Origin of the sequence: Proteiniborus sp. (assembly GCF_040308045.1) — a bacterium.
GTDB lineage: Bacteria > Bacillota > Clostridia > Tissierellales > Proteiniboraceae > Proteiniborus.
In genome coordinates, this window is record NZ_JAWRHZ010000004.1 from 1 (window position 1) to 22,733 (window position 22,733).

Here is a 22,733-nt window from a genome sequence, read left to right on the forward strand (position 1 = left end):
CCTTTTTTAGGTTATCCAATCACTACAATATGCGTTTTTCAAGGTTCAAATTATTTTACCTCTTAAATTATCTACTCTTTACCAGCAATATCCTTTGTTAATATTACCATTGGTTTTTTCAGTTACTTTTCGAGATACTACAATATAAATATATTAAAGCAATAAACATACCAACTTTGGATTATATTAAATGTGTACTTATGGGAGCTTTAGCTAAGTTGAAATTTATGATGTCAGAAAATTGACATAATTTTGAAGATCCTTGTTGTAAATATTGTAATAAAATAGTGTTTATATGTATAAATAGCAGGTTATCAAAAAAAAGAAAACATATGCCAAATACTTGACACGCTGTCAGATATTTGACATATGTTTTATATATTTATGTCATATTTATTCATTTTAAAATATAAGGTACTTCTCGGAATATTAAGAGCTTCAGCAGTCTTGCGCTTATTATTATTATTATCTTTTAACGCTTCTAATATTATTTCTTTTTCTTTATTATTCATAATTTGGTTTAAATCAATGTCGTTTTTGGTTATTACCAAAGGATTATTTTGACTTAAATTAATTAAATCATTAGGTAAATATCTTATATCAAATTTATTATGTTTTGATAGAATTACGATTCTTTCAATTAAGTTTTTAAGTTCACGAATATTTCCTTCCCAATCATGCTCCACTAATATATTCAAGACTTTTGATGGAATTTCAATAATATTTGTACCATAAGCAATACAAAAATCCTTTATAAACTTATCAATTAACAAAGGTATATCTTTTTTTCTTTTTCTCAATGGAGGAAGCTCTATTAACACTGAATTAAGTCTATAATACAAATCTTTTCTAAACAAGCCATTGTCCATTAAGTTTCTTAAGTTTTTATTTGTTGCAGCAATAATTCTAACATCGATTTTAATAGAGCTCTCACTTCCTACTCTAGTTATTATGCCATCTTCTATTACTCTTAAAATTTTAGGTTGCATATTAATAGGCATATCTCCAATTTCATCAAGAAAGATTGTTCCATTATGAGCCAATTCAAATTTACCAGTTCTTCCTTCTCTAGAAGAACCTGTGAAAGCTCCACCTTTGTACCCAAAAAGCTCACTTTCCATTAATTCGGTAGGTATAGCACTACAATTAATAGGAACAAAATAGCCCTTGCGTCCACTTTCTATATGAATGGCTCGTGCAAAAACTTCTTTTCCTGTACCGCTTTCTCCTGTTATCAATACATTTATTGTTGATTTAGAAATTCTTTTGCTGAATTCTATTATTTTATTGAAATCTTCATCATTACTAATAATTTGAGAAAATGCGAACCTACTTTCATTAAGGTTTGAAACCTCGTTTTCTAGAACTTTTAGATTTGATTGAGTCTTATTTAATAATTCGGACATTTTAATTAATTCCGAAACATCTTTATCACAGCTTACAGCACCAATTATACCTTCACTATCTATTAAAGGTTTTGCACTAATAATATTATAACATCCTTCCCTAGGACTATTAAATATATTCTCATAAGAATTTCCATCTGCCAATACTCTAGGCAGTAAAGCACTTGGAAAAATTTCTTGTATCTTTCTGTTAAAAATCTTTTCTTTATTAATTTTATATAAGTTTTCTGCACTTTTATTCCATATTAATACATTTGACTCTTTATTAACTACACATATTGCATCGTGAATATTATCTAAAATCTTATAAAAAAGATTTTGTGTTTTCGATAGCAATTTATTATAAAAATATATAATATCTTTAGGGTGAATTAGTCCTACAATTCTACTATCGCTACACACAGGTATTATTTTATCATAACCTTCCCAAACTAAATTTATTACTTTACCTATTGAGTCACCTTTTTTTACACTTTTATATTCTGTAATAGCTTTTCTTTTTAAATAATTCTCTACGGATATATCCTCATAAATAATATTAACTATATCATCAGAAGTAAGAATAAATTCTCTATTGTTTTCTTGAATGTCATTATCGATTATTATAATAGTACTTGTTTTCGAGTGCTTCATAAGTTTAATTAAGTTATAGACATTATGTACCTTACATGCTTTTAAAATATCATTATCCATAATATTCTCTGCCTTAATAGTATCTATAATTGTATTAATAAGCTCCATGTTCTCACCCCTAGCTTTATAATATCAAAGCTTTGTGTTTTTTAAAAGCAAATCTTAGATATATGATGAGTACTTCTTATTATAATCATAAACGATTTTTATATCTAATAATAAATTGCTGATTCATTATGATAGAAGCCGTATCATTTTAAGATGATACGGCTTTTATAAATATAAAAACAATAATATTAGAACTGTGCTATTTTGTTATTGCAAGTTCTGTTGTTTTTGCAAGTTCAAATTCATCTAATACTTCTTGTGATGGCTTTTTAGAGTAAGAAGAAACTATAGTAATAACAATGCATGATGTAACAAAAGCTGGGAATAATTCATATATTCCAAAAACTCCTCCCATAGGTTTTAGGATTAGCTTCCATATAAATACCATTACTCCTCCTGATATCATTCCAGCAATAGCTCCAGCCCTTGTTGTTTTTTTCCAGAATAATGAAAACAGCATAATAGGTCCAAATGTTGCTCCAAAACCTGCCCATGCAAATGAAACTACTGTGAAAATAACACTATTTTCATCTATAGCTATTATCATAGCTATAATAGATATTACAAGTAATGTAACTCTAGTAACGTACAAAATAGCTTTATCAGTAGCCTCTTTTTTCATAAGCCCTTGATAAATTGTTTTAGAAAATGCTGAAGCTGCTATTAGTAAATAAGAATCTGATGAACTAATAGTTGCTGCAAGTATTCCTGCCATAACAATTCCTGCAAATAAAGGAATGAAGAAGTTGGTTGACATTAAGATAAATATGCTTTCTGATGCGCTTTGAGTTAACAATGCATCAGGATATAGAATTCTGCCCATAATACCTATTGTTACTGCAGCAGTAAGTGAAATAGCAACCCAGACAGTTGCAATTCTTCTAGATAGAGTAAGCTCTTCTGATTTTCTAATAGCCATAAATTTCAATAAAACCTGAGGCATTCCAAAATAACCTAATCCCCATGAAAGTGTTGAAATTATAGTTAAAAATCCATATTTACCTGCAGCACCAAATAAAGGCTTACCCGATTCAATTTGCTGAACCCCATCAACAATTTTAGGCTGTGCAATTCCAAAGAAATTAAAAAAACCTGGGATTTCGTTTGCGTTTTTAATTATATTTGTAATACCACCAGCTACAGAAATACCCATTACTAACACAAAGACTAAAGCAAAAAACATTACAACTCCTTGCATAAAATCAGATGCACTTTCAGCTAAAAAGCCCCCAATAAATGTATAAGCGATTACGAATAGAGCACCTGCAATCATCATAACTTGATATTTTAAACCAAATAAAGTACTAAATAGCTTACCTACGGTAACAAAACAACTTGCAGCATAAACAGTAAAAAATATCAAAATGAAAAGTGCTGCTATTGTTGCTATAACTTTCTTTTCTTCTTTGTATCTGTTGCTAATAAAGTCTGGAATTGTTATTGCATCTCCTGCAATTGTAGAGTATCTACGAAGCCTTTTAGCCACAAATAACCAATTTAAATAAGTGCCTACCCCAAGTCCAATTGCAGTCCATACTGCATCACTTAAACCAAACCAATATGCAACCCCTGGAAGTCCCATTAAGAGCCATCCACTCATATCAGAAGCTTCAGCTCCCATAGCAGTAACCCATGGACCTAGTGATCTGCCCCCAATAAGAAAGTTTTCGCTACTCTCACTAGCACGCTTTGCGTAACGTATACCAATGCCGATAACCACTGCCATATAGATTAACATGGCAATCAAAATCTGGACCTTCCCTGTATTACCCAAGTTAAATCCCCCTTTTTATTTGATGAAACTATTCTCTTGCTTTCCTCCTTTCAATTATTTTTTATAAAACTAAAAATTCCTTATAAGACTATAATCATATTATCATAATATTCAGAATATTGGCAATAATTGATAATTAATTAACAACAGCTTGATTCAAATGTCTCATTAATTTTGTTATAGTAATGACTTATATGCTAAAAATGCAAAAGATATGAACTAAGTTCATATCTTTTACATTAGAATAAAACTATTCAAATATTTTTATTTTCTTTTCAGTTATTTTAAAATATCTTCTATTCTTCTTAATCCTTCTTCAATATTCTTCATAGAGGTTGCATATGACAGCCTAATAAAATCATCAGCCCCGAAGGCCGATCCTGGGACAACTGCTACTTTTGCTACTTCGAGAAGTAAATTAGCTAAATCAAGAGATGTATTAATAGTTTTTCCATTAATTGTGCTTCCTTTTAGATTAGATATGTTTGCCATTACATAAAAAGCCCCGATGGGTTTTCTACATGATAGCCCTTTAATAGAATTAATTTTATCAACCATATAATCTCTTCTTTTAACGAATTCTTTTTTCATATCTTCAATAACTGATTGATCTCCAGTTAATCCTGCAACGCTTGCATACTGTGAGATAGAACAAGGATTAGAAGTAGTATGACTCTGTACATTAGTCATTATTTTAACTATTTCTTCGTCTGCAGCAGTATAGCCGATTCTCCAGCCAGTCATAGCATAAGCTTTTGACATACCATTAACTAAAATTGTTAGTTTTTTTATATCTTCACCAAATGAGGCTATGCTTATATGTGTATGACCATCATATATAAGCTTTTCATATATTTCATCAGATATTACAAAAATTTTATTTTTCACTGCCCATTCAGCTATATTTTTAAGTTCTTCATAACTATAGGCTGTACCAGTTGGATTACTAGGACTGTTCAAAATAATGGCCTTTGTTTTATGAGTAAGGGCATTTTCTAGGTCATTTAAATCAAATTTAAAATCATTTTCTTCTCTTGTTTCGACAGGAACTGGTACTCCATCTGATAATTTTACAAATTCAGGATAGCTTACCCAATAAGGAATGGGCATGATTACCTCATCGCCTGGATTAAGAATAGCAAATAGAGCATTAAAAATTGAGTGCTTAGCTCCATTTGATACAATAATATTACTTGGTTTATATTCTAAGTTATTATCATTTTTTAATTTTTTGCATATAGCTTCTTTTAATTCTAAAATACCAGAGGTTGCGGTATATCTTGTATTACCAGATTCTATTGCTTTTATTCCTGCATATTGAATATTATCAGGTGTATCAAAATCAGGTTCTCCAGCACCAAAACCAATTACGTCAATTCCTTTGCTTTTCATTTCTTTTGCTTTTGCTGTTATTTCTAAGGTTATAGATGGAGATATTTTTAATGCTTTTGATGAAAGATTGAATTTCATAACAATTGTCCTCCTTAAATAATTATCTTATATTTTAATATAAAATAATTTCTACATAAAAATTGAAATTCCTCTCAAGATAAATGGACTATGAAAATTAATTATTATAAATATCCGCTAATGTATTTTTTATTATTGTAAGTGAATCTTCAAAAATAGGCTTATACAGCAATTTAATTTTTTTATAATGCTCAAATCCCATGTCAGTTATTTTGTAATATCTTATTGATCTTTTATCTGGTTCTTGCCACCAACCTTGTATGTAATTATTTTCTTCCAATTCTCTTAAAAGAGGGTATATCATTCCTGGACTAGGCTCCCATCTGTTATTGAGTCTAGATTTTATTTCATCAATTATTTCATTACCATAATAACTTCTTTCCAGCAATAAGTGTAATATGTAAAGCTTTACAAATGAAGTAGTGCTAATTTTGGATGGAAACTGCCTATTTCTCTCGTTTTTATACATTTACTCTATCTCTCCTTTCCTTATAGAATTTGCTTTTTTCTTCAAGAGGATTACTTGCTCATAATCTATATAGTAATCACCTAATACTGGTACATTATTGTTATAATTACCATGAAAATCAGAACCACCAGTAATTATAAGATTATATTTGTTGCCAATTTCGCTATATTTAATTACATCTTGCTCCGAATGTTTAGAATGAATTGCTTCAATCCCATCTACATTTAATCTTATCGCTTCATAAATAACTTTTTTACTTTTCACAAGCCCTGGGTGTGCAATCACAGCTACACCACCTGCCCTATGTATTAGGTTAATTCCATCTTCTATTGAAAGCTTATACCTTTCTACATATGCAGGTTTATTCCTATTTAAATATTTTCCAAACGCCTCTTCAATTGTGTTTACATATTCTTTCTTAATCATTGCCTTAGCAATATGTGGTCTTCCTATAACACCAGTACCAGAAATATCATAGACGTCTTCTAATGATATCTCAAAACCTAAATAGTTAAGCTTCTCAATAATCTTTTCTCCTCTAGACTCTCTAGATTCTTTTAATAATTTAGTCATGTTTAGTAAATTATTGTCTTCATAATCAATAAAATACCCTAATATATGTACTTCTTCTTCCTCCATGGTACAGCTAATTTCAATTCCTGCTATTGTAATAATATCATATAGTATTGCGCTCTCAATAGTTGCTTTTATGCCTTCAACGGTGTCATGGTCAGTTATTGCTATTGCATGCACTTTCTTCTTCGATGCCCACTTTACAATCTCATTAGGCGTTAAAGAGCCATCAGAAAATGTAGTATGTATGTGTAAATCAGCCTTCTTCATAAGAATTGTCATTCCTTTCCTAGCGTATTGTCCAAAGTTAATCGTATAATTTCAAATTATTATCTCCGCATACTTTAATTATGTTATATTAATTAATTTATATGTATATTAATTTCATTATGCTTGATATTTAAATATTATTATTATAAGAAACCTATAAAACAGAAGTTATATAAAAAAGCCTGCACATACTATGCAGGCTTTTCTAATTACCTAGGTTCAACAATTAATTTTATAGCTGTTCTCTCTTCCCCATCAATCTCAATGTCAGTAAATGCAGGTATGCAAATTAAATCAACACCACTAGGAGCAACAAATCCTCTAGCAATAGCTACTGCTTTTACTGCTTGGTTTAGAGCACCTGCACCTATTGCTTGAATTTCTGCGGCGCCTTTTTCTCTTAATACACCAGCTAATGCTCCAGCAACAGAATTTGGGTTTGATTTTGCTGATACTTTTAATACATCCATTAAAATAGCCCCCTTAAATAATATTATTAATTGCAACATGATAATAGTATTCTACAAATAACAAAAAAATCCTCTTTTCCCAACTAAATATTTTCAAAATATTTAATAATAATATTATTTTCGTTAAATTTATGTATTCCGAAATTATCGTATTAAAAAAGAGAAGACATAGTCTTCTCTATTTTGCATATTCAATAGCTCTTGTTTCCCTTATAACATTTACTTTAATTTGTCCAGGATACTCCAATTCATTTTCTATTCTTTTAACTATTTCTCTAGCAGTATGAATAATCTGATCATCATTTATGATTTCAGGTTTTACCATAATCCTAATTTCTCTACCTGCTTGTATTGCAAAGGATTTTTCAATACCTTCAAAGGAATTAGCTATTTCCTCTAACTTTTCTAATCTTTTAATATAAGCTTCTAATGTTTCTCTTCTTGCTCCTGGTCTTGCAGCTGATATTGCATCTGCTGCCTGCACTAAAACTGCTTCAATAGTTTCTGGTTCAACATCTCCATGATGTGCCTCCATGGCATGTATTACCTCTTTAGATTCTCTATATTTTCTTAATAAATCTGCTCCAATAGTAACATGAGGACCTTCTACTTCATGATCAACAGCCTTCCCTAAATCATGTAAAAGACCGGCTCGCTTGGCAATTTTTATATCTGCACCTAGTTCGGCAGCCATAAGTCCCGCTAAGTGAGATACTTCTATAGAGTGTTTAAGTACATTTTGCCCATAACTAGTTCTATAGTTTAATCTACCTAAAAGCTTAATTATTTCTATATGAAGTCCATGTACTCCTGTCTCAAATGTAGCTTGTTCTCCTTGTTCTCTAATATGGTTGTCTACTTCTTTCTTGGCTTTTTCTACCATTTCTTCAATCCTAGCTGGATGTATACGACCATCAATTATAAGCTTTTCAAGTGCAACTCTTGCTACCTCTCTTCTAATCGGGTCAAATCCAGAAAGAATAACTGCCTCTGGAGTATCATCAATTATTAAATCAATACCTGTTAGAGTTTCTAGGGTTCTAATATTTCTTCCTTCTCTACCAATAATTCTACCTTTCATTTCATCATTTGGTAAGGAAACTACTGTTACTGTAGTTTCTGCTACATGATCAGCAGCACATTTTTGAATAGCATAAGCTATTATCTCTCTTGCCTTTTTCTCTCCGTCTTCCTTTGCCTTGTTTTCAATATCTTTTATCATTATGGCAGCGTCATGAGTTATTTCTTTTCTAATATCATTTAATAATAATTCTCTAGCATCATCTGATGTAAGTCCGGAAATTCTTTCTAATTCTTCGACTTGCTTAGCATTTAACTCGGCAATTTCTAACTCTTTTTGCTCCAAGTCCTTTATTTTTTTTGATAATATTTCTTCTTTTCTTTCTAAAGTATCGCTTTTTCTGTCAATGGATTCTTCTTTGTGAAGCAATCTTCTCTCCTGCTTCTGAATTTCCATTCTTCTTTCTCTAATCTCTCTTTCTAACTCATTTCTTGATTTATGAACTTCTTCTTTTGCTTCAAGAAGTAGTTCCTTCTTTAAAGTTTCTGATTGCTTTTTTGCTTCATCTACTATTCTAGAAGCTTCTTCTTCTGCGTTTTTTATCTTTGCCTCAGCAATTGTTTTCCTTAGATATATACCTAAAGCAATCCCAACTGCTATACCTCCAACAGTTCCTGCAATCACTAGTGGTAAAATGATAAAGCACCTCCTTTACTATTCAGTTTTCAAGTTTCGTTTCTTAAAACATTTTCATCAAAGTACAATAAGCAGTTTAAAAAATATAAACCGAGAAATCTCGGCTTATGAGATCCTGCATATTATTTTGTTGATTCTTTTATACTACTATTATTTGAATATACTGCTATACGACTTTATTTTATTACTTTTTAATTTATATGTCAAGTAAATAAAAAATGGCGATCAATCCGCCATTTGTCTAATATTATTTTTTTTCTTCTTCATTGCTTACTTCATCAGATTTATTAATCGGAGTAGTATTTTTAAGACCGTATTTTTCTCTAATTTTTTCTTCTATTTCTCTAGCTATATCAACATTTTCGCGTAAAAAATCTTTTGCATTTTCTCTACCCTGTCCCAATCTATTTGATTCATAGCTATACCAAGAACCAGATTTGTTAATAATTTCAGCAGCTGCTCCAACATCTAGAATATTTCCTTCCTTTGAAATACCAGTACCATACATGATGTCAAATTCTGCTTGTTTAAACGGAGGAGCAACTTTATTTTTAACTACTTTTACTTTAGTTCTATTCCCGATAATCTCTTCTCCTTGCTTTAATGATTCAACTCTTCTAACCTCTAGTCTTACAGAGGCATAAAATTTCAATGCCCTACCACCAGTGGTTGTTTCGGGATTCCCGAACATAACTCCAACTTTTTCTCTCAGTTGATTAATGAATATAGCTATAGTATTAGATTTTTTTATAGCTCCAGCTAATTTTCTTAAGGCTTGAGACATTAATCGTGCTTGCAAACCAATATGGCTATCTCCCATTTCTCCTTCTATCTCTGCTTTAGGAACTAAGGCAGCAACTGAATCTACTACTACTACATCCACAGCTCCGCTTCTTACTAAGGCTTCAGCAATTTCTAAAGCTTGTTCTCCAGTATCTGGTTGTGATACTATTAGGTCTTCGATATTAACTCCAAGATTTTTTGCATAACTAGGATCTAGGGCATGTTCAGCATCAATAAAGGCTGCAGTTCCACCAGACTTTTGCACTTCTGCTATGGAATGTAAAGCTACTGTTGTCTTACCTGAAGATTCAGGTCCATAGATTTCAATAATTCTTCCTTTTGGAAGCCCGCCTATTCCTATTGCAATATCTAAATCTAGAGATCCTGTGGATACTGCTTCAACATTAAGTCTTGAGTCCTCACCTAACTTCATTATGGAGCCTTTTCCAAATTGTTTTTCAATTTGGCTTATTGCCATTTCTAAAGCTTTCTTTTTTTCTAGCATAGAGAATTCCCAGTAAAACTGGGACTCACCACCTTTACCAATATTCGAACAAACGTTCTATTGTAATTATATAACAGGATTTAGTAATAGTCAAACATTAAATTAAGTTAAGTAGATATTTTCTAACCAAATTGAAAGCAGCTTTTGCTGACCTAACTCTATTTTCTTCTCTATTACCGTGAAATTTTTTTTCAAGTACAAAAGATTTATCTTTAGTTGCAAGACAAATATACACAAGTCCTACTGGTTTATTTTTAGTTCCACCTGTTGGACCAGCAATACCGGTAATTGATACACCTATGTCTATAGAGCACTTTTTCAAAAGACCTTTTGCCATTTCAGTGGCAGTTTCTTTACTAACTGCCCCGTATTTATTGAGAGTACTCTCTCTAACGCTAACTTCATCAATTTTTGATAAATTGCTATAAGTTATATAGGATCTTTCCAGAACTTCAGAAGCGCCAGGAACACTTGCTAGCATAGAGGTTGTAAGTCCTGCTGTGCAAGATTCACAAAATCCTATTTTTAGTTTTCTTTCATAAAGCATTTTGAACACTTTTTCTTCTATGCTTTCATTTTCATAACTATATATGTAGTCTTTAATTCTTAAATCCAACTCATGCTCTATTTCATTAAGCAAAACATCAGCTTTATCAGCATTATCAGCTTTTGCAGTAATCCTTATATCCACTTGTCCATTATTTGCATAGGTTGCAATTGTTGGATTTGACTGAGAATCAATTAAATCTATTATTTTTTCTTCTAATGACGATTCACCAATTCCTATTGTTTTAATCACTCTTGATTTAATTGTAAAGTTTGATATAAAGTTTAATTTTGGTATTACATATTTATCAAACATTAAGGTCAGTTCAGTTGGGGGGCCGGGAAGTAAAATTATAGTTTTGTTACCTTCTTCAATATAAAACCCTGGTGCAGTTCCTATATCATTTTTTAATACTTTGCTATTTACTGGAACATATGCTTGTTTTTTATTTGATTTTGGAAACTGTCTTTGTTCAAAAAAACAATTGATATTTTCTAGTATTTGCTTATCAAGATATAGCTCCCTATTAATTGCCTTGCATACAACTTCTTTGGTACAATCATCTTCTGTAGGGCCTAATCCACCAGAAAATAATAATATATCAGCTCTCTTTAAAGCATTCAAAGTGGTTTCTAGTATTCTTTTCTGATTATCTCCTACAACAGTTTGATAATAAACATCTATGCCAATATCTGCCAATCTTCTGGATAAGAATTTAGCATTAGTATTTATAATATTGCCTAAAAGTAATTCTGTTCCAACACAAATTATTTCTGCTTTCATACTAATCACCTCATTGTCCTTATTGTTGCTACTTATTACTTACAGCAAAAACCTTTCTGTTGATATAAAAATAATCGATACCTGAAACTATAGTGAAAACAACTGCTAAAGTCACTGCTAACTTATCAAAAGGAAATCCTATTATGCTAAAAGGATAATTATTTATAAGTAAAGAAACAATAGAAATAATTTGTGTTATTGTTTTAATTTTCCCCCACCAGTTTGCTGCAATAGTAATACCTTCTGAAGCTGCAATAACTCTTAATCCCGTAACTGCAAATTCTCTCGCTATAATAATAACTACAATCCATGCAGGGAGTTTCCCCATTTCAACTAGAGAGATTAAAGCTGCTGAAACTAGTAGTTTATCTGCTAATGGATCCATGAATTTACCAAATTTAGTAATTTGGTTTCTGCTTCTAGCAATATACCCATCTAAAGTATCTGTTAAGGCGGCTATTATAAAAATGCCTGCTGCTATATAGTCACCATTCGGAATTTCAAATATTAGAAAAAGCATAAAAACAGGAACTAGAAATATTCTAATGATGGTTAATTTGTTAGCCAAATTCAATATAAACATCCCCTATCAAATTATAATATTTTTTAATATTCAATATTATCTAATCTAAAAACTTTTATTTGCTTAAAGAATTAACAAATTCTATTAATTGTATAGCTACATTTATAGCATTGGAGTATTTAATAACCTTATCATATTTATCTAGTTTTTCTATAGAATACTTGTATAGTGGGTCATAGTAGTTTATCATAAGTTCTTTTACAATAAGTGGATAATTTTTCTTTTCTAATTCTGCAATAAGCATATTAACTTTTTCATTACCTAAATTTTTTCTTAACTTATCTATAGCATCTTTTATCTCTGTATCTTTAGTATAGGAAGTACTACTTATATAGTCATCAACTATGTTTTCTATTCTTTTATCTAGCTCAGTATTAATTAAAACATGGTATCCTTTCTCCATATCATTAAATAAAAAATCTGGAAGCACTGCTTTTCCTACTCGCTTGCTTTCACTTTCTATAAATACATTGACATCTGAAATACTTTCAAATCTACTTAAAAGTAACGATTCAAATTTTTTCTGTGAATTTGATTTACCTTCAAAAGCTATATTACCAAATACCGAACCAGCATTTTGAGCAAGACTTTCTAGATCAAGTACTGATTTCCCTAAATTTTCTAGCTCTTTTAATATCTTTGTTTTGCCAGCGCCTGTATAACCATGCAAAACTATATACTTATACTTCCCTTCGTATTTAGGTATTTTTTCTAAGACGTATTTCCTGTATCCTTTGTATCCACCTTTTATTAAAAACAAATTTATCCCCATAGTGCTTAGTACATTAGCGACAGAATTACTTCTCATTCCTCCTCTATAGCAGAATAGTGCTATATTCTTATTGTCTTTGTTAATATTCTTAGCTTTTTCGTAGAAATCTACAAGTTTGACAGAAGCATATTTAAGACCTAGTTTTTTAGCTTCATCTTTATCTATTTGTGTATAAACGTATCCAACATGCTCGCGTTCGCTGTCATTAAGAATAGGCATATTAATTGCTCCTGGGATGGTATCTACCTCATATTCACTTTCACTTCTTACATCTATAAAAAATAAATCTTTTCGATGTAAAGATTCTTCTATATCTATTTCTTTTATCATTAGTTCACCTTCTTATTATTCAAATCTAATTTGTTAATTATTCTCAAATTCTTCTTTAGTAATTAAGACTTTTCTAGGCTTACTTCCTTCATATCCACCTACAACCCCTCTTTCTTCCATTTCATCAATTATTCTTGCTGCCCTTGCATATCCTATTTTCAATCGGCGCTGAAGCAACGAAATCGAAGCTTGACCTTCATCAATTACTATTTCAATAGCATTTGGTAATAATTCATCAGATTCACTCGAGCTTAATTTAAAGTTATTATTTATTTCTCCTACTATTTTTTCTTCATATTGTGCACTGCACTGACTTTTTAAATATTCAACTAAGTTGTTAATTTCTTCTTCACTAATAAAAGCTCCTTGAACTCTAACAGGTTTTGATTCTCCAACAGGATAAAATAGCATATCTCCTTTACCAAGTAACTTTTCAGCTCCCCCCATATCCAAAATCGTTCTTGAATCTGCTTGAGATGATACTGCAAAGGATATTCTTGAAGGAATATTAGCTTTAATTGTTCCAGTAATGATATCGACTGATGGTCTTTGTGTAGCTACAATTAAATGAATGCCTGCAGCTCTAGCCATTTGGGCAAGTCTACAAATATAATCTTCAACTTCTGAAGCTGAGACCATCATCAAATCTGCTAACTCGTCTATAATAATCACTAATTGAGGGAGCTTTTCCATTTCTGGATTATTTATAGCTTTATTGTTATAAGAATCTAAGTCTCTTACACTATTCTTTGCAAACAAGTTATATCGTCTAGTCATTTCTTGAACTGCCCAATTAAGTGAAAAAGCAGCCTTTTTAGGGTCCGTAACAACTGGAATTAATAAGTGTGGTATTCCATTATAAACACTAAGTTCTACAACTTTAGGATCAATAAGCATTAGTTTTACCTCATCTGGTTTTGCTTTAAAAAGAATACTTGCTATTAATGTGTTTATGCAAACACTTTTCCCGGAACCTGTTGCTCCAGCAATTAGTAAGTGTGGCATCTTTTCTATATTGGTAACAATTGGATTGCCTGCAATGTCTTTACCTAAAGCAAATGGTATAAAAGTGTCTATCTCACTATATTCTTTTGATTCTAGTATTTCTTTTAGTCCTACACCTACCTTATTCTTATTTGGAACTTCTATTCCAATAGCAGATTTTCCTGGTATTGGTGCTTCCATTCTAATATCTGAAGATGCTAAACTAAGTGCAATATCATTAGTCAAACCTACTATCTTACTTACTTTAACACCTGGGGCAGGCTGTATCTCGTATCTAGTAATACTTGGGCCAATACTTATTTGAAGTATTTTTGCTTCAATGCTAAAATTATTTAGAGTATCAATTAATTTATTTGCATTTAATAATACTTCTTTTTTTTCGGTGCCTTTTATATTCGTTTTTATATCTTTTAGTAATTCTAAATCTGGTAATCTAAAATTATCATAACTCTCTTGTCTCAGAGTTTCATTTGAAGCATCAATATTTAGTTCTTCTTTCTCTAAAGATTTTTCTTCTGTTTTCTCAACAGTTAAATTAGATTCTTCTGCAGTTTTAGTATAATCTAAAACTCTAATCTTATTGTCAATTTCACTAGAAATAACTATATCAGAGTTGTTATTTTCATTATGCTCAACTAATTTTATTAAGTTTGGATTATTTTTCTTATTAGTATTTTGTGAATCCTTTTTTTCTTTACTATCAATATATATGAAGTTCTTGATACTATTAAAGCCAGATTTAAATATTTCTATAATCTTATTAAAAATATTTTTTGCGAAGCATATTATACTTATATTTGTAAACAATAGAAAAGATATTAAAACTATTGCTATAATAACAATATAAGCTCCAATAGCTCCAAATAAGCTTAAGAAAACAAAAGATAAAGAGGAACCAATGATTCCACCTCCTGAAGCTAAGTTCCCCATAGAAAGAGCCGAATTATTCACATCAATTGAAAATTTAACTCTTTCTAAAAAAGATAGTCCCTCAGTAAATGAAATAAAATTTATATCTAGAATTGTTAAAAGGCCAAAGTAAGTAATAACAATAGCTACTGCTTTTTTCATATAATCAATCTTATTTAAAACAAAAAGAAAGCCCAATAGTAATATTATAGCTGGAAAGACATACCCCCCTAGTCCAGCTATTAATATTGAGCACTTTTTAATTAAATTGCCTATGTAACCAGTTGATTTACTGTACATACTTAATAGGGATAGAAGTCCTATGGAAACAATTAATATACCAGCAATCTCTACTTTAATATTTCTTTTTGATTTATTATTGTCCCTAGTACTCGATCTTTTTTTTGCTTTAGTCATGTAATCACCTCTAAGGAGTATTTCTACAGAGGAAGTTAAATTCCTTTTGAAAAAACAAATAATACTTGTTCTATATAAATTGTTTAATTATGATTATAGCACCAATAGCCCATAAATAATATGAGAAATAATAAAGTTTTCCTTTCTCTAATATCTTTATTAAAAATTTAATTGCAATTCATGTATGCTCCCCCTTGCATAAAATTAAAGTGCTAATGACTGTCATTAACACTTTTACGTTGTAATTATAACATAATTCATATAAATATTCTATTCAAATTAATTACCTTTATTCTTTTCAATAAGTTCTTTAATTTTTTTTAATGCATCACAAAAACCTCCAACAGAATTTATTAAACCATGTTTAACTGCTTCTTCTCCAATGAGAATGGTACCTACATCATTTGCAATTTCATCGGTATCATACATTAGTCTTAAAAGTGTTTCTCTGTCTATGTTTGAAGTTCTTAATATAAAATTGATTATTCTTTGCTGCATTTTCTCAAAATACCTAAATGTTTGAGGAACTCCAATAACTAATCCGGTCATTCGAATAGGATGAATAGTCATTGTAGCTGTTGGTGTAATAAATGAATAATCGCTAGAAGTTGCTAAAGGAACACCAATACTGTGGCCACCTCCAAGAACAAGAGAGACTTTAGGTTTACTTAAGCTGTTAATCATTTCTGATAAAGCTAAGCCAGCTTCAACATCTCCACCAACAGTATTTAGAAAAATAAAAACTCCCTTTACTTCTGGATTTTGCTCAGCTGCCACTAATAGGGGCATAATATGTTCATATTTTGTTGCCTTTTTCTGAGGAGGTGAAACTAAATGTCCTTCTACTTCTCCAATAATTGAAATGAATTGTATATCTTGAGGAGTCGTTGGAAGATTAGGAGTACCAAATGCTTTTACATTTTCTAATTCCTCATTCTTGTCGTTCTGTTCTATATTACTTTCTCCCTGTTCCTCATTTTTTTCTTTGTTACCAAAAAACATAAAATTCGAATTGTATTTATCCACCATTATTTATTTTTCCTCCTTTGTATAATATCATATTTTCTTATGATAATGAAAAGCTCATTATTAATATAGTTTTTACTAAACAAGAATTTATATGCTTATGCAAAATTAAAGCAGACTAAATAGTCTACTTTAAAAAATTATTTAATAAACTCTTTATGCAAAGCATTTAAAGATTTTTCTGTGTCTTCCTCTTTTATAAGACAACAAATAGTAGTGTGTGAATCGGAGGATTGTAATATTGAAACATCAACACTTAATAATGCTTTTACTATTCTTGCCATTACACCAGGTAAACCATTCATCTTATGTCCTATAACACTTATTTTGCTACAATTATTAATGATTTTATGTTTATACCCTTCTGTATGAAGAATATTTTCAACTGTTTGAATATCTTTTTTATCCACAGTAAATATTTTCCTTTCAGATAAAAAATTTATCAAATCGATGCTAATTTTATTATCTGATATTATATTTAGTATTCTCTTTAAATGTTCATCATTTTCACCTAGGTACACATTTACTTGGGCTCTATTTTTTTTATAAGTAATCGCAGTAATGATGTTTTTTGAAGGATTTATATAATTTTCTACATTGCAACAGTCTTCAATAATCGTACCTATACAGTTAGAAGAAGCATTTTTTATAATTACCTTTATATTACATCTTTTAGCTATTTCAACTGCTTTTGGATGAATAATTCCTGCACCTTCTTCTACTAACTGATAGACCTCTGAATAACATATTTTTTCAATTAATTGAGCACCTGGAACTATTTTAGGATCTGCAGTCATTATCCCGTCCACGTCAGTAAATATTTCTACATATTCACATCCAATTGCTTCTCCAAGAATCAACGCACTTGTGTCGCTGCCACCCCTTCCTAGAGTGGTAATATCCCCATCTATTGTAGCTCCTTGAAAACCAGAAACTATAACAATATCCACTTTCTTTAATGTGTCAAGAATTTTTTGGGGAACCACTTTTATTACATTTGCATTTCCAAAGTTATAATCTGTGATAATACCAGCCTGAAGTCCTGTAAGTACTGAATTATTATAGCCAGAGGTACTTAAAAGATTTGACAAAATCGCTGCAGATATTATTTCACCACAAGACATTAGTAAATCTAATTCTCTCTTTTGAATAATTCTTTCATCAACTAGGTTAATTAGTGAATCTGTCGAGTAGGGAGCACCCTTTCTTCCCATTGCTGAAACTACAACTACCACCTTATATCCCATATTTATTTTTTCTATTACCCTATCTACTACATTTTTTCTGTTCTTCTCACTTGCAACCGATGTTCCCCCAAATTTCTGCACAATTATATTCATACTTTCACCTCTAATATGTGGGTTAGTGCTTTATGTTTATCTATAGTTTATTATATGTTTTATCGATACTTTTGTGATGTTATACTGTAAATATCCTCTTATTCCTATTTTCCTCATCTAATTCAATGATAATCATATCGTTTCCTATTTTTCTTATAGATGACCAAGGTATTTCGATTCCATTTCTATCATTAGTAGTACTAAAAATCCTTAGCTGATTCCTTCTGTCAGGTACCAACAATGCTAATATTTTGCCACTTTTATCATCAATAATTAGATCAGAATCTGCAATTATACCTAACCTACCTCCATCATTTAGATTTACTATTTCTTTACCACCTAATTCACTTAGTTTCATTGAAAAGCCTCCTTATATTACTAATATTGTTATAGATTTTTGTGTTTATTTTATATAAGATATGTTTCGAGTTTATTTATTATGTTTAATCATTTATGATAAGGTCAAATATGATTAAATTATACAAAAAAAAGATTACTATTTGAAAAGTAATCTTTTTAATTCAATATCTAATTCTTTCTCATTATTAAATTTCCCTACATAAGCAATATTGAACTTATTATTATCAAAAATTCTATCAACTACATTTACTATATCTTTTAGCCTCACACTATCAATTTTTGAAACTATTTCTTGAGGAGATACTATTTTTCCTAACAATAGTTCGGATTTTCCTATTGATGTCATGCGACTAGATGTACTCTCAAGACCTAGAAGATAATTGCCTTTTAATTGCTCCTTAGATTTATAAATCTCCTCATCTGATAAATAATGCTGCTTAATATTGTTTATATTCTCCATGATTATATCTATTACTTCTACAAAGTAATTGGGATTCAATGCTGCATAAATTGTAAATATACCTATATCTTTATATGAGGATGGATAAGAATATATTGAATAAACTAATCCTCTATCTTCCCTGATATCTTGAAACAATCTAGAACTCATGCTACCGCCTAAAATATTGTTTAGTATTAGCAAAGCATATAAATCATCCTGTCCTTGAGGACTGCCTTCAGTTCCTAAACAAAAATGTAATTGCTCAATATCTTTTCTCTTTTTTGATATATCATGATGAATTGTTGGTTTATCATATTTAGTAATTATATCGAGTTTAGGTGTCCATTTTCCAAAGTATTTTTTTATCATGTCTATTGTATCACGAAAATCAAAATTACCTGCGATAGATATAACAGTATTGGAAGGTGTATAAAAAGCTTCGTAATAATCTATTAAATCATCCCTAGTTATTTTATTAAGCGTTTCTTCACTACCAAGTATTGGATAAGATAATGAATTGCCATCAAAAATAGTTTGTGATAGCAAGTCATGCACAAGATCCTCGGGTGAATCCTCATACATTTTAATTTCTTCACATATTACAGATTTTTCCTTAATAATATCTTCTTTATCAAATAAAGAATTAAATAACATATCTGATAATACATCAATTGCTATATCAATATGATTATCTAATACTTTAACATAGTAGCATGTGCATTCCTTACTTGTAAATGCATTTATTTGACCACCAATATTATCAATAGCTTCAGCAATTTCTTTTGCACTTCTATTCATTGTGCCTTTAAACAGCATATGCTCAATAAAATGTGATACCCCATTGTTTTTTTCACTCTCTTTTCTTGATCCTGCCTCTACCCATATTCCTATGGAAACTGACTTAACATAAGGTATGTGTTCAGTAACAATTCTAAGGCCATTATCTAAAGTTACTTTATTGTACATTTTGTCCTCCTAGTTAATTATTGCGTATTATATTTAAAAATATATTTTATACTTTTGTGCACTTTTTATTTCATTATATCATTTATACTTCCTATTGTATAACCCCTATCCCTTAGGTTTTGTATAATTATTGGCAATGCTTTAACAGTTTCCTCCTTAGGATGCATCAGTACTATTGCAGAATTATGGTGTTTACTAATAACCCTATTAATTATTTTATCTTTTGTACTATCCTTTCTCCAGTCTATTGTATCTATACTCCACATAATTACTTTGTATCCTAGGTCATTGGCGGCTTTAATAGTTTCTTTATTGTAAGCTCCCGAAGGAGGTGCAAAATACTTTAGCTTTATTCCAAGGATATTGCTAATTATAAAATCAGCTTTTTTTATTTCTTCTCTATTATCATCGTAGTTTAATAAATTGTAATCTCTATGGGTATGCCCATGATTGCCAATTTCATGTCCATCTTCATATATCATCTTTAAAAGCTCGGGATTTTTTTCAGACCATCTTCCCGTTACAAAAAATGTGATTTTAATATCATTTTCTTTAAAAACGTCAAGCATACTAGGAATAAATTCATTCCCCCAATCTACATTACACGCAAAAGCTATTTTCTTTTCATCTACCGTACCTTTGTAATAAACATCATCATTAATAAAAGTTTCTTTTGAGTCTGTTGAGAATCTAAAAATAAGAAGAATAGTTAATGCCAAAATAATTACTAGTGCTATCAAAGTAATAATTAAAGTCTTGAATCTTATATAGACTATTTTCATTTATTGACCTCCTATTAATAATAGTTATATATTATATAAGTATTCTTTGACTTTAAAAATATAATTAAAAAAGACATAAACCTTTGGGCTCATGTCCTTATCTTTGTTCATTTTCGTCTTTTTCTTCTTTTGGTAATGCAGCTTTTCTTGAGAGATTTATTCTTCCTTGATTGTCTATTTCAGTAACTTTTACTAATATTTCATCTCCTATTGATAAAACATCCTCTACTTTATTTATTCTCTCTTTAGCTATGTTTGATATGTGAACTAAACCTTCCTTGCCATTTAGCACTTCAACAAATGCTCCAAAAGGCATTATTCTAGTAACTTTTCCTAAGTATATTTTCCCTACCTCTATCTCTTCAACTATTTTTTCAATTATTTTCATAGCTTTTTTTCCAAACTCGATATTTTCTGCTGCTATAATTACTTTTCCATCATCTTCAATATCGATTTTTACTCCTGTTTCATCAATAATTTTATTAATTATTTTACCACCAGGACCAATGATGTCTCTTATCTTATCAGGGTTGACATTCATTGTCAGTATCCTCGGAGCATAAGGCGATAATTCTTTTCTTGGTTCTGAAATGACCTCATTCATCTTATTTAGAATAAAAAGTCTTCCTTTTCTTGCTTTTTCTAAAGCGTTTTTTAATATATTTCTATCTATACCTGCAATTTTTATATCCATTTGTATTGCAGTTATACCCTTTTCTGTTCCTGCAACTTTAAAATCCATATCTCCTAAAAAGTCTTCCATTCCTTGAATATCAGTTAATATTACAACTTTATCTTCGGATTTCATTAAACCCATTGCAACACCTGCAACTGGTGCACTTATTGGAACTCCTGCATCTAATAAAGCCAAGGTGCTTCCGCAAACACTAGCTTGTGAGGTAGAACCATTTGAGCTTAATACTTCAGAAACAAGTCTTATAGTATAAGGGAATTCTTCAACACTAGGGATAACTGGCTCAAGTGCTCTCTCTGCTAAAGCACCATGACCTATTTCCCTTCTTCCTGGTCCTCTTAAAAATCTTGTTTCTCCAACACTAAATGGTGGGAAATTGTAGTGATGCATATATCTTTTTTCTTCTTCTTCCCCAAGTCCATCAATGATTTGAACGTCACCTGCAGCTCCTAAAGTTGCAACTGTTAATACTTGTGTCTGACCTCTAGTAAATAGTCCAGAGCCATGAGTTCTTGGTAGTATCCCTACTTCACTAGTTATCTTTCTTATTTCATCAACATGTCTATTATCTGGTCTAATTCCTTCTTCAATAATAAGTCTCCTAACTTCTTCCTTAACAATATTATATAATACTTCCTCAATATCTCCAGTATTTTCAGGATATTTATCTATAAAATAGGCTAAAGTTTCATTCTTTATATTATCAATGTTTTCTTGTCTTTCTTGCTTATCTTCTGTCTTTATGGCATTTATCATTTTTTCTGTAGCATATTCTCTAACTTCTTCTTCAATTTCCTTATCTGCATGGAATGCTATATATTCCTTTTTAGGTTTTCCTACTTCTTCCCTTATTTGGTTTATAAATTTGCATATTTTCTTTATTTCATCATGTCCTGTCATTATTGCATCTAGCATAACAGACTCGTCTATTTCATTGGCTCCAGCTTCTACCATCATTACTGCATCTTCAGTTCCTGATACAACTAAACTCAATGGAGATTTTTCTCTTTGTTCACATGTAGGATTGATAATAAAATTATTATCAATTATTCCTACTGCCACTGAGCCTGTAGGACCATTGAATGGAATATCAGATATTGTAAGAGCAACAGACGCACCTACCATAGATACTATATCGGGAGTGCAATCTTGATCAACTGACAACACTGTTACAATTACTTGCACATCATTTCTATAATCTTTTGGAAATAACGGTCTTATTGGCCTGTCTATAAGTCTAGAAGTTAAAATTGCTTTTTCGCTAGGCTTTCCTTCTCTTTTAATAAACCCACCTGGTATTTTACCAACTGCATAAAGTCTTTCTTCATAATCAACACTTAGTGGGAAAAAATCTATTCCTTCCCTTGGCTCTTTTGAAGCAGTAGCTGTAGCTAAAACAACTGTATCTCCATATCTAACTAGGCATGCGCCACCTGCTTGTTCAGCTACCTTACCTATTGTAACTGATAATTTTCTTCCACCTATTGTACTTTCAAAAGTTCTCTCCATATTCTACCTCCTTCAATATGTATTGTATATTAATATTATTGCCTCGAAAACATAAAAAAAACAGATCATAGAATAAATTAATAGAGCGGG

General features: G+C 30.5%; 18 protein-coding genes. All 18 read right to left on the reverse strand.

From position 1 onward, the window contains the following. Nucleotides 1-374: 374 nt before the first annotated feature. On the reverse strand, nt 375-2,147 hold the full coding sequence (locus ABV008_RS00310) for a sigma 54-interacting transcriptional regulator (RefSeq protein ID WP_352417822.1): 1,773 nt from the start codon (nt 2,145-2,147) through the stop codon (nt 375-377). A 199-nt stretch (nt 2,148-2,346) separates the two neighbouring features. After that, nucleotides 2,347-3,921, reverse strand: a complete 1,575-nt coding sequence (locus ABV008_RS00315) for a sodium/proline symporter (RefSeq protein ID WP_502929722.1) — start codon at nt 3,919-3,921, stop codon at nt 2,347-2,349. Between the two features lie 279 nt (nt 3,922-4,200). Continuing rightward, nucleotides 4,201-5,391: a pyridoxal phosphate-dependent aminotransferase gene (locus ABV008_RS00320; protein WP_352417823.1), complete on the reverse strand. Its 1,191-nt coding sequence runs from the start codon at nt 5,389-5,391 to the stop codon at nt 4,201-4,203. Nucleotides 5,392-5,488: 97 nt separating this feature from the next. After that, a complete protein-coding gene (locus ABV008_RS00325; protein WP_352417824.1) occupies nt 5,489-5,860 on the reverse strand; it encodes a PadR family transcriptional regulator in 372 nt (123 codons plus the stop codon). Continuing rightward, a complete protein-coding gene (locus ABV008_RS00330) occupies nt 5,861-6,703 on the reverse strand; it encodes a PHP domain-containing protein (protein ID WP_352417825.1) in 843 nt (280 codons plus the stop codon). It lies immediately after the preceding gene. 209 nt (nt 6,704-6,912) lie between these two features. Next, nucleotides 6,913-7,173, reverse strand: a complete 261-nt coding sequence (gene spoVS, locus ABV008_RS00335; protein WP_050354976.1) for a stage V sporulation protein SpoVS — start codon at nt 7,171-7,173, stop codon at nt 6,913-6,915. 178 nt (nt 7,174-7,351) lie between these two features. After that, nucleotides 7,352-8,878 (reverse strand): ribonuclease Y, encoded by a 1,527-nt coding sequence (gene rny / locus ABV008_RS00340; RefSeq protein ID WP_502929723.1) that lies wholly within the window; start codon nt 8,876-8,878, stop codon nt 7,352-7,354. Between the two features lie 259 nt (nt 8,879-9,137). Further along, nucleotides 9,138-10,178, reverse strand: coding sequence for a recombinase RecA (gene recA / locus ABV008_RS00345; protein WP_352417826.1), 1,041 nt, complete (start codon nt 10,176-10,178; stop codon nt 9,138-9,140). A 97-nt stretch (nt 10,179-10,275) separates the two neighbouring features. Then, nucleotides 10,276-11,508: a competence/damage-inducible protein A gene (locus ABV008_RS00350; protein ID WP_352417827.1), complete on the reverse strand. Its 1,233-nt coding sequence runs from the start codon at nt 11,506-11,508 to the stop codon at nt 10,276-10,278. A 28-nt stretch (nt 11,509-11,536) separates the two neighbouring features. After that, nucleotides 11,537-12,082, reverse strand: a complete 546-nt coding sequence (gene pgsA / locus ABV008_RS00355; protein WP_352417828.1) for a CDP-diacylglycerol--glycerol-3-phosphate 3-phosphatidyltransferase — start codon at nt 12,080-12,082, stop codon at nt 11,537-11,539. Between the two features lie 64 nt (nt 12,083-12,146). Next, nucleotides 12,147-13,193, reverse strand: coding sequence for a tRNA 2-selenouridine(34) synthase MnmH (gene mnmH / locus ABV008_RS00360; protein ID WP_352417829.1), 1,047 nt, complete (start codon nt 13,191-13,193; stop codon nt 12,147-12,149). A 33-nt stretch (nt 13,194-13,226) separates the two neighbouring features. Beyond that, nucleotides 13,227-15,524, reverse strand: coding sequence for an FtsK/SpoIIIE family DNA translocase (locus ABV008_RS00365; protein ID WP_352417830.1), 2,298 nt, complete (start codon nt 15,522-15,524; stop codon nt 13,227-13,229). 279 nt (nt 15,525-15,803) lie between these two features. Then, nucleotides 15,804-16,526 (reverse strand): ClpP family protease, encoded by a 723-nt coding sequence (locus ABV008_RS00370; protein ID WP_352417848.1) that lies wholly within the window; start codon nt 16,524-16,526, stop codon nt 15,804-15,806. A gap of 164 nt (nt 16,527-16,690) precedes the next feature. Continuing rightward, complete coding sequence (gene dapG, locus ABV008_RS00375; protein WP_352417831.1) at nt 16,691-17,890, reverse strand: aspartate kinase; 1,200 nt, start codon at nt 17,888-17,890, stop codon at nt 16,691-16,693. Between the two features lie 79 nt (nt 17,891-17,969). Beyond that, nucleotides 17,970-18,248: a YlmC/YmxH family sporulation protein gene (locus tag ABV008_RS00380; protein ID WP_352417832.1), complete on the reverse strand. Its 279-nt coding sequence runs from the start codon at nt 18,246-18,248 to the stop codon at nt 17,970-17,972. Between the two features lie 138 nt (nt 18,249-18,386). Beyond that, nucleotides 18,387-19,658, reverse strand: coding sequence for a M16 family metallopeptidase (locus ABV008_RS00385; protein ID WP_352417833.1), 1,272 nt, complete (start codon nt 19,656-19,658; stop codon nt 18,387-18,389). A gap of 65 nt (nt 19,659-19,723) precedes the next feature. Beyond that, nucleotides 19,724-20,440: a polysaccharide deacetylase family protein gene (locus tag ABV008_RS00390; protein WP_352417834.1), complete on the reverse strand. Its 717-nt coding sequence runs from the start codon at nt 20,438-20,440 to the stop codon at nt 19,724-19,726. A 97-nt stretch (nt 20,441-20,537) separates the two neighbouring features. Then, on the reverse strand, nt 20,538-22,643 hold the full coding sequence (locus ABV008_RS00395; RefSeq protein WP_352417835.1) for a polyribonucleotide nucleotidyltransferase: 2,106 nt from the start codon (nt 22,641-22,643) through the stop codon (nt 20,538-20,540). Nucleotides 22,644-22,733 lie beyond the last annotated feature (90 nt).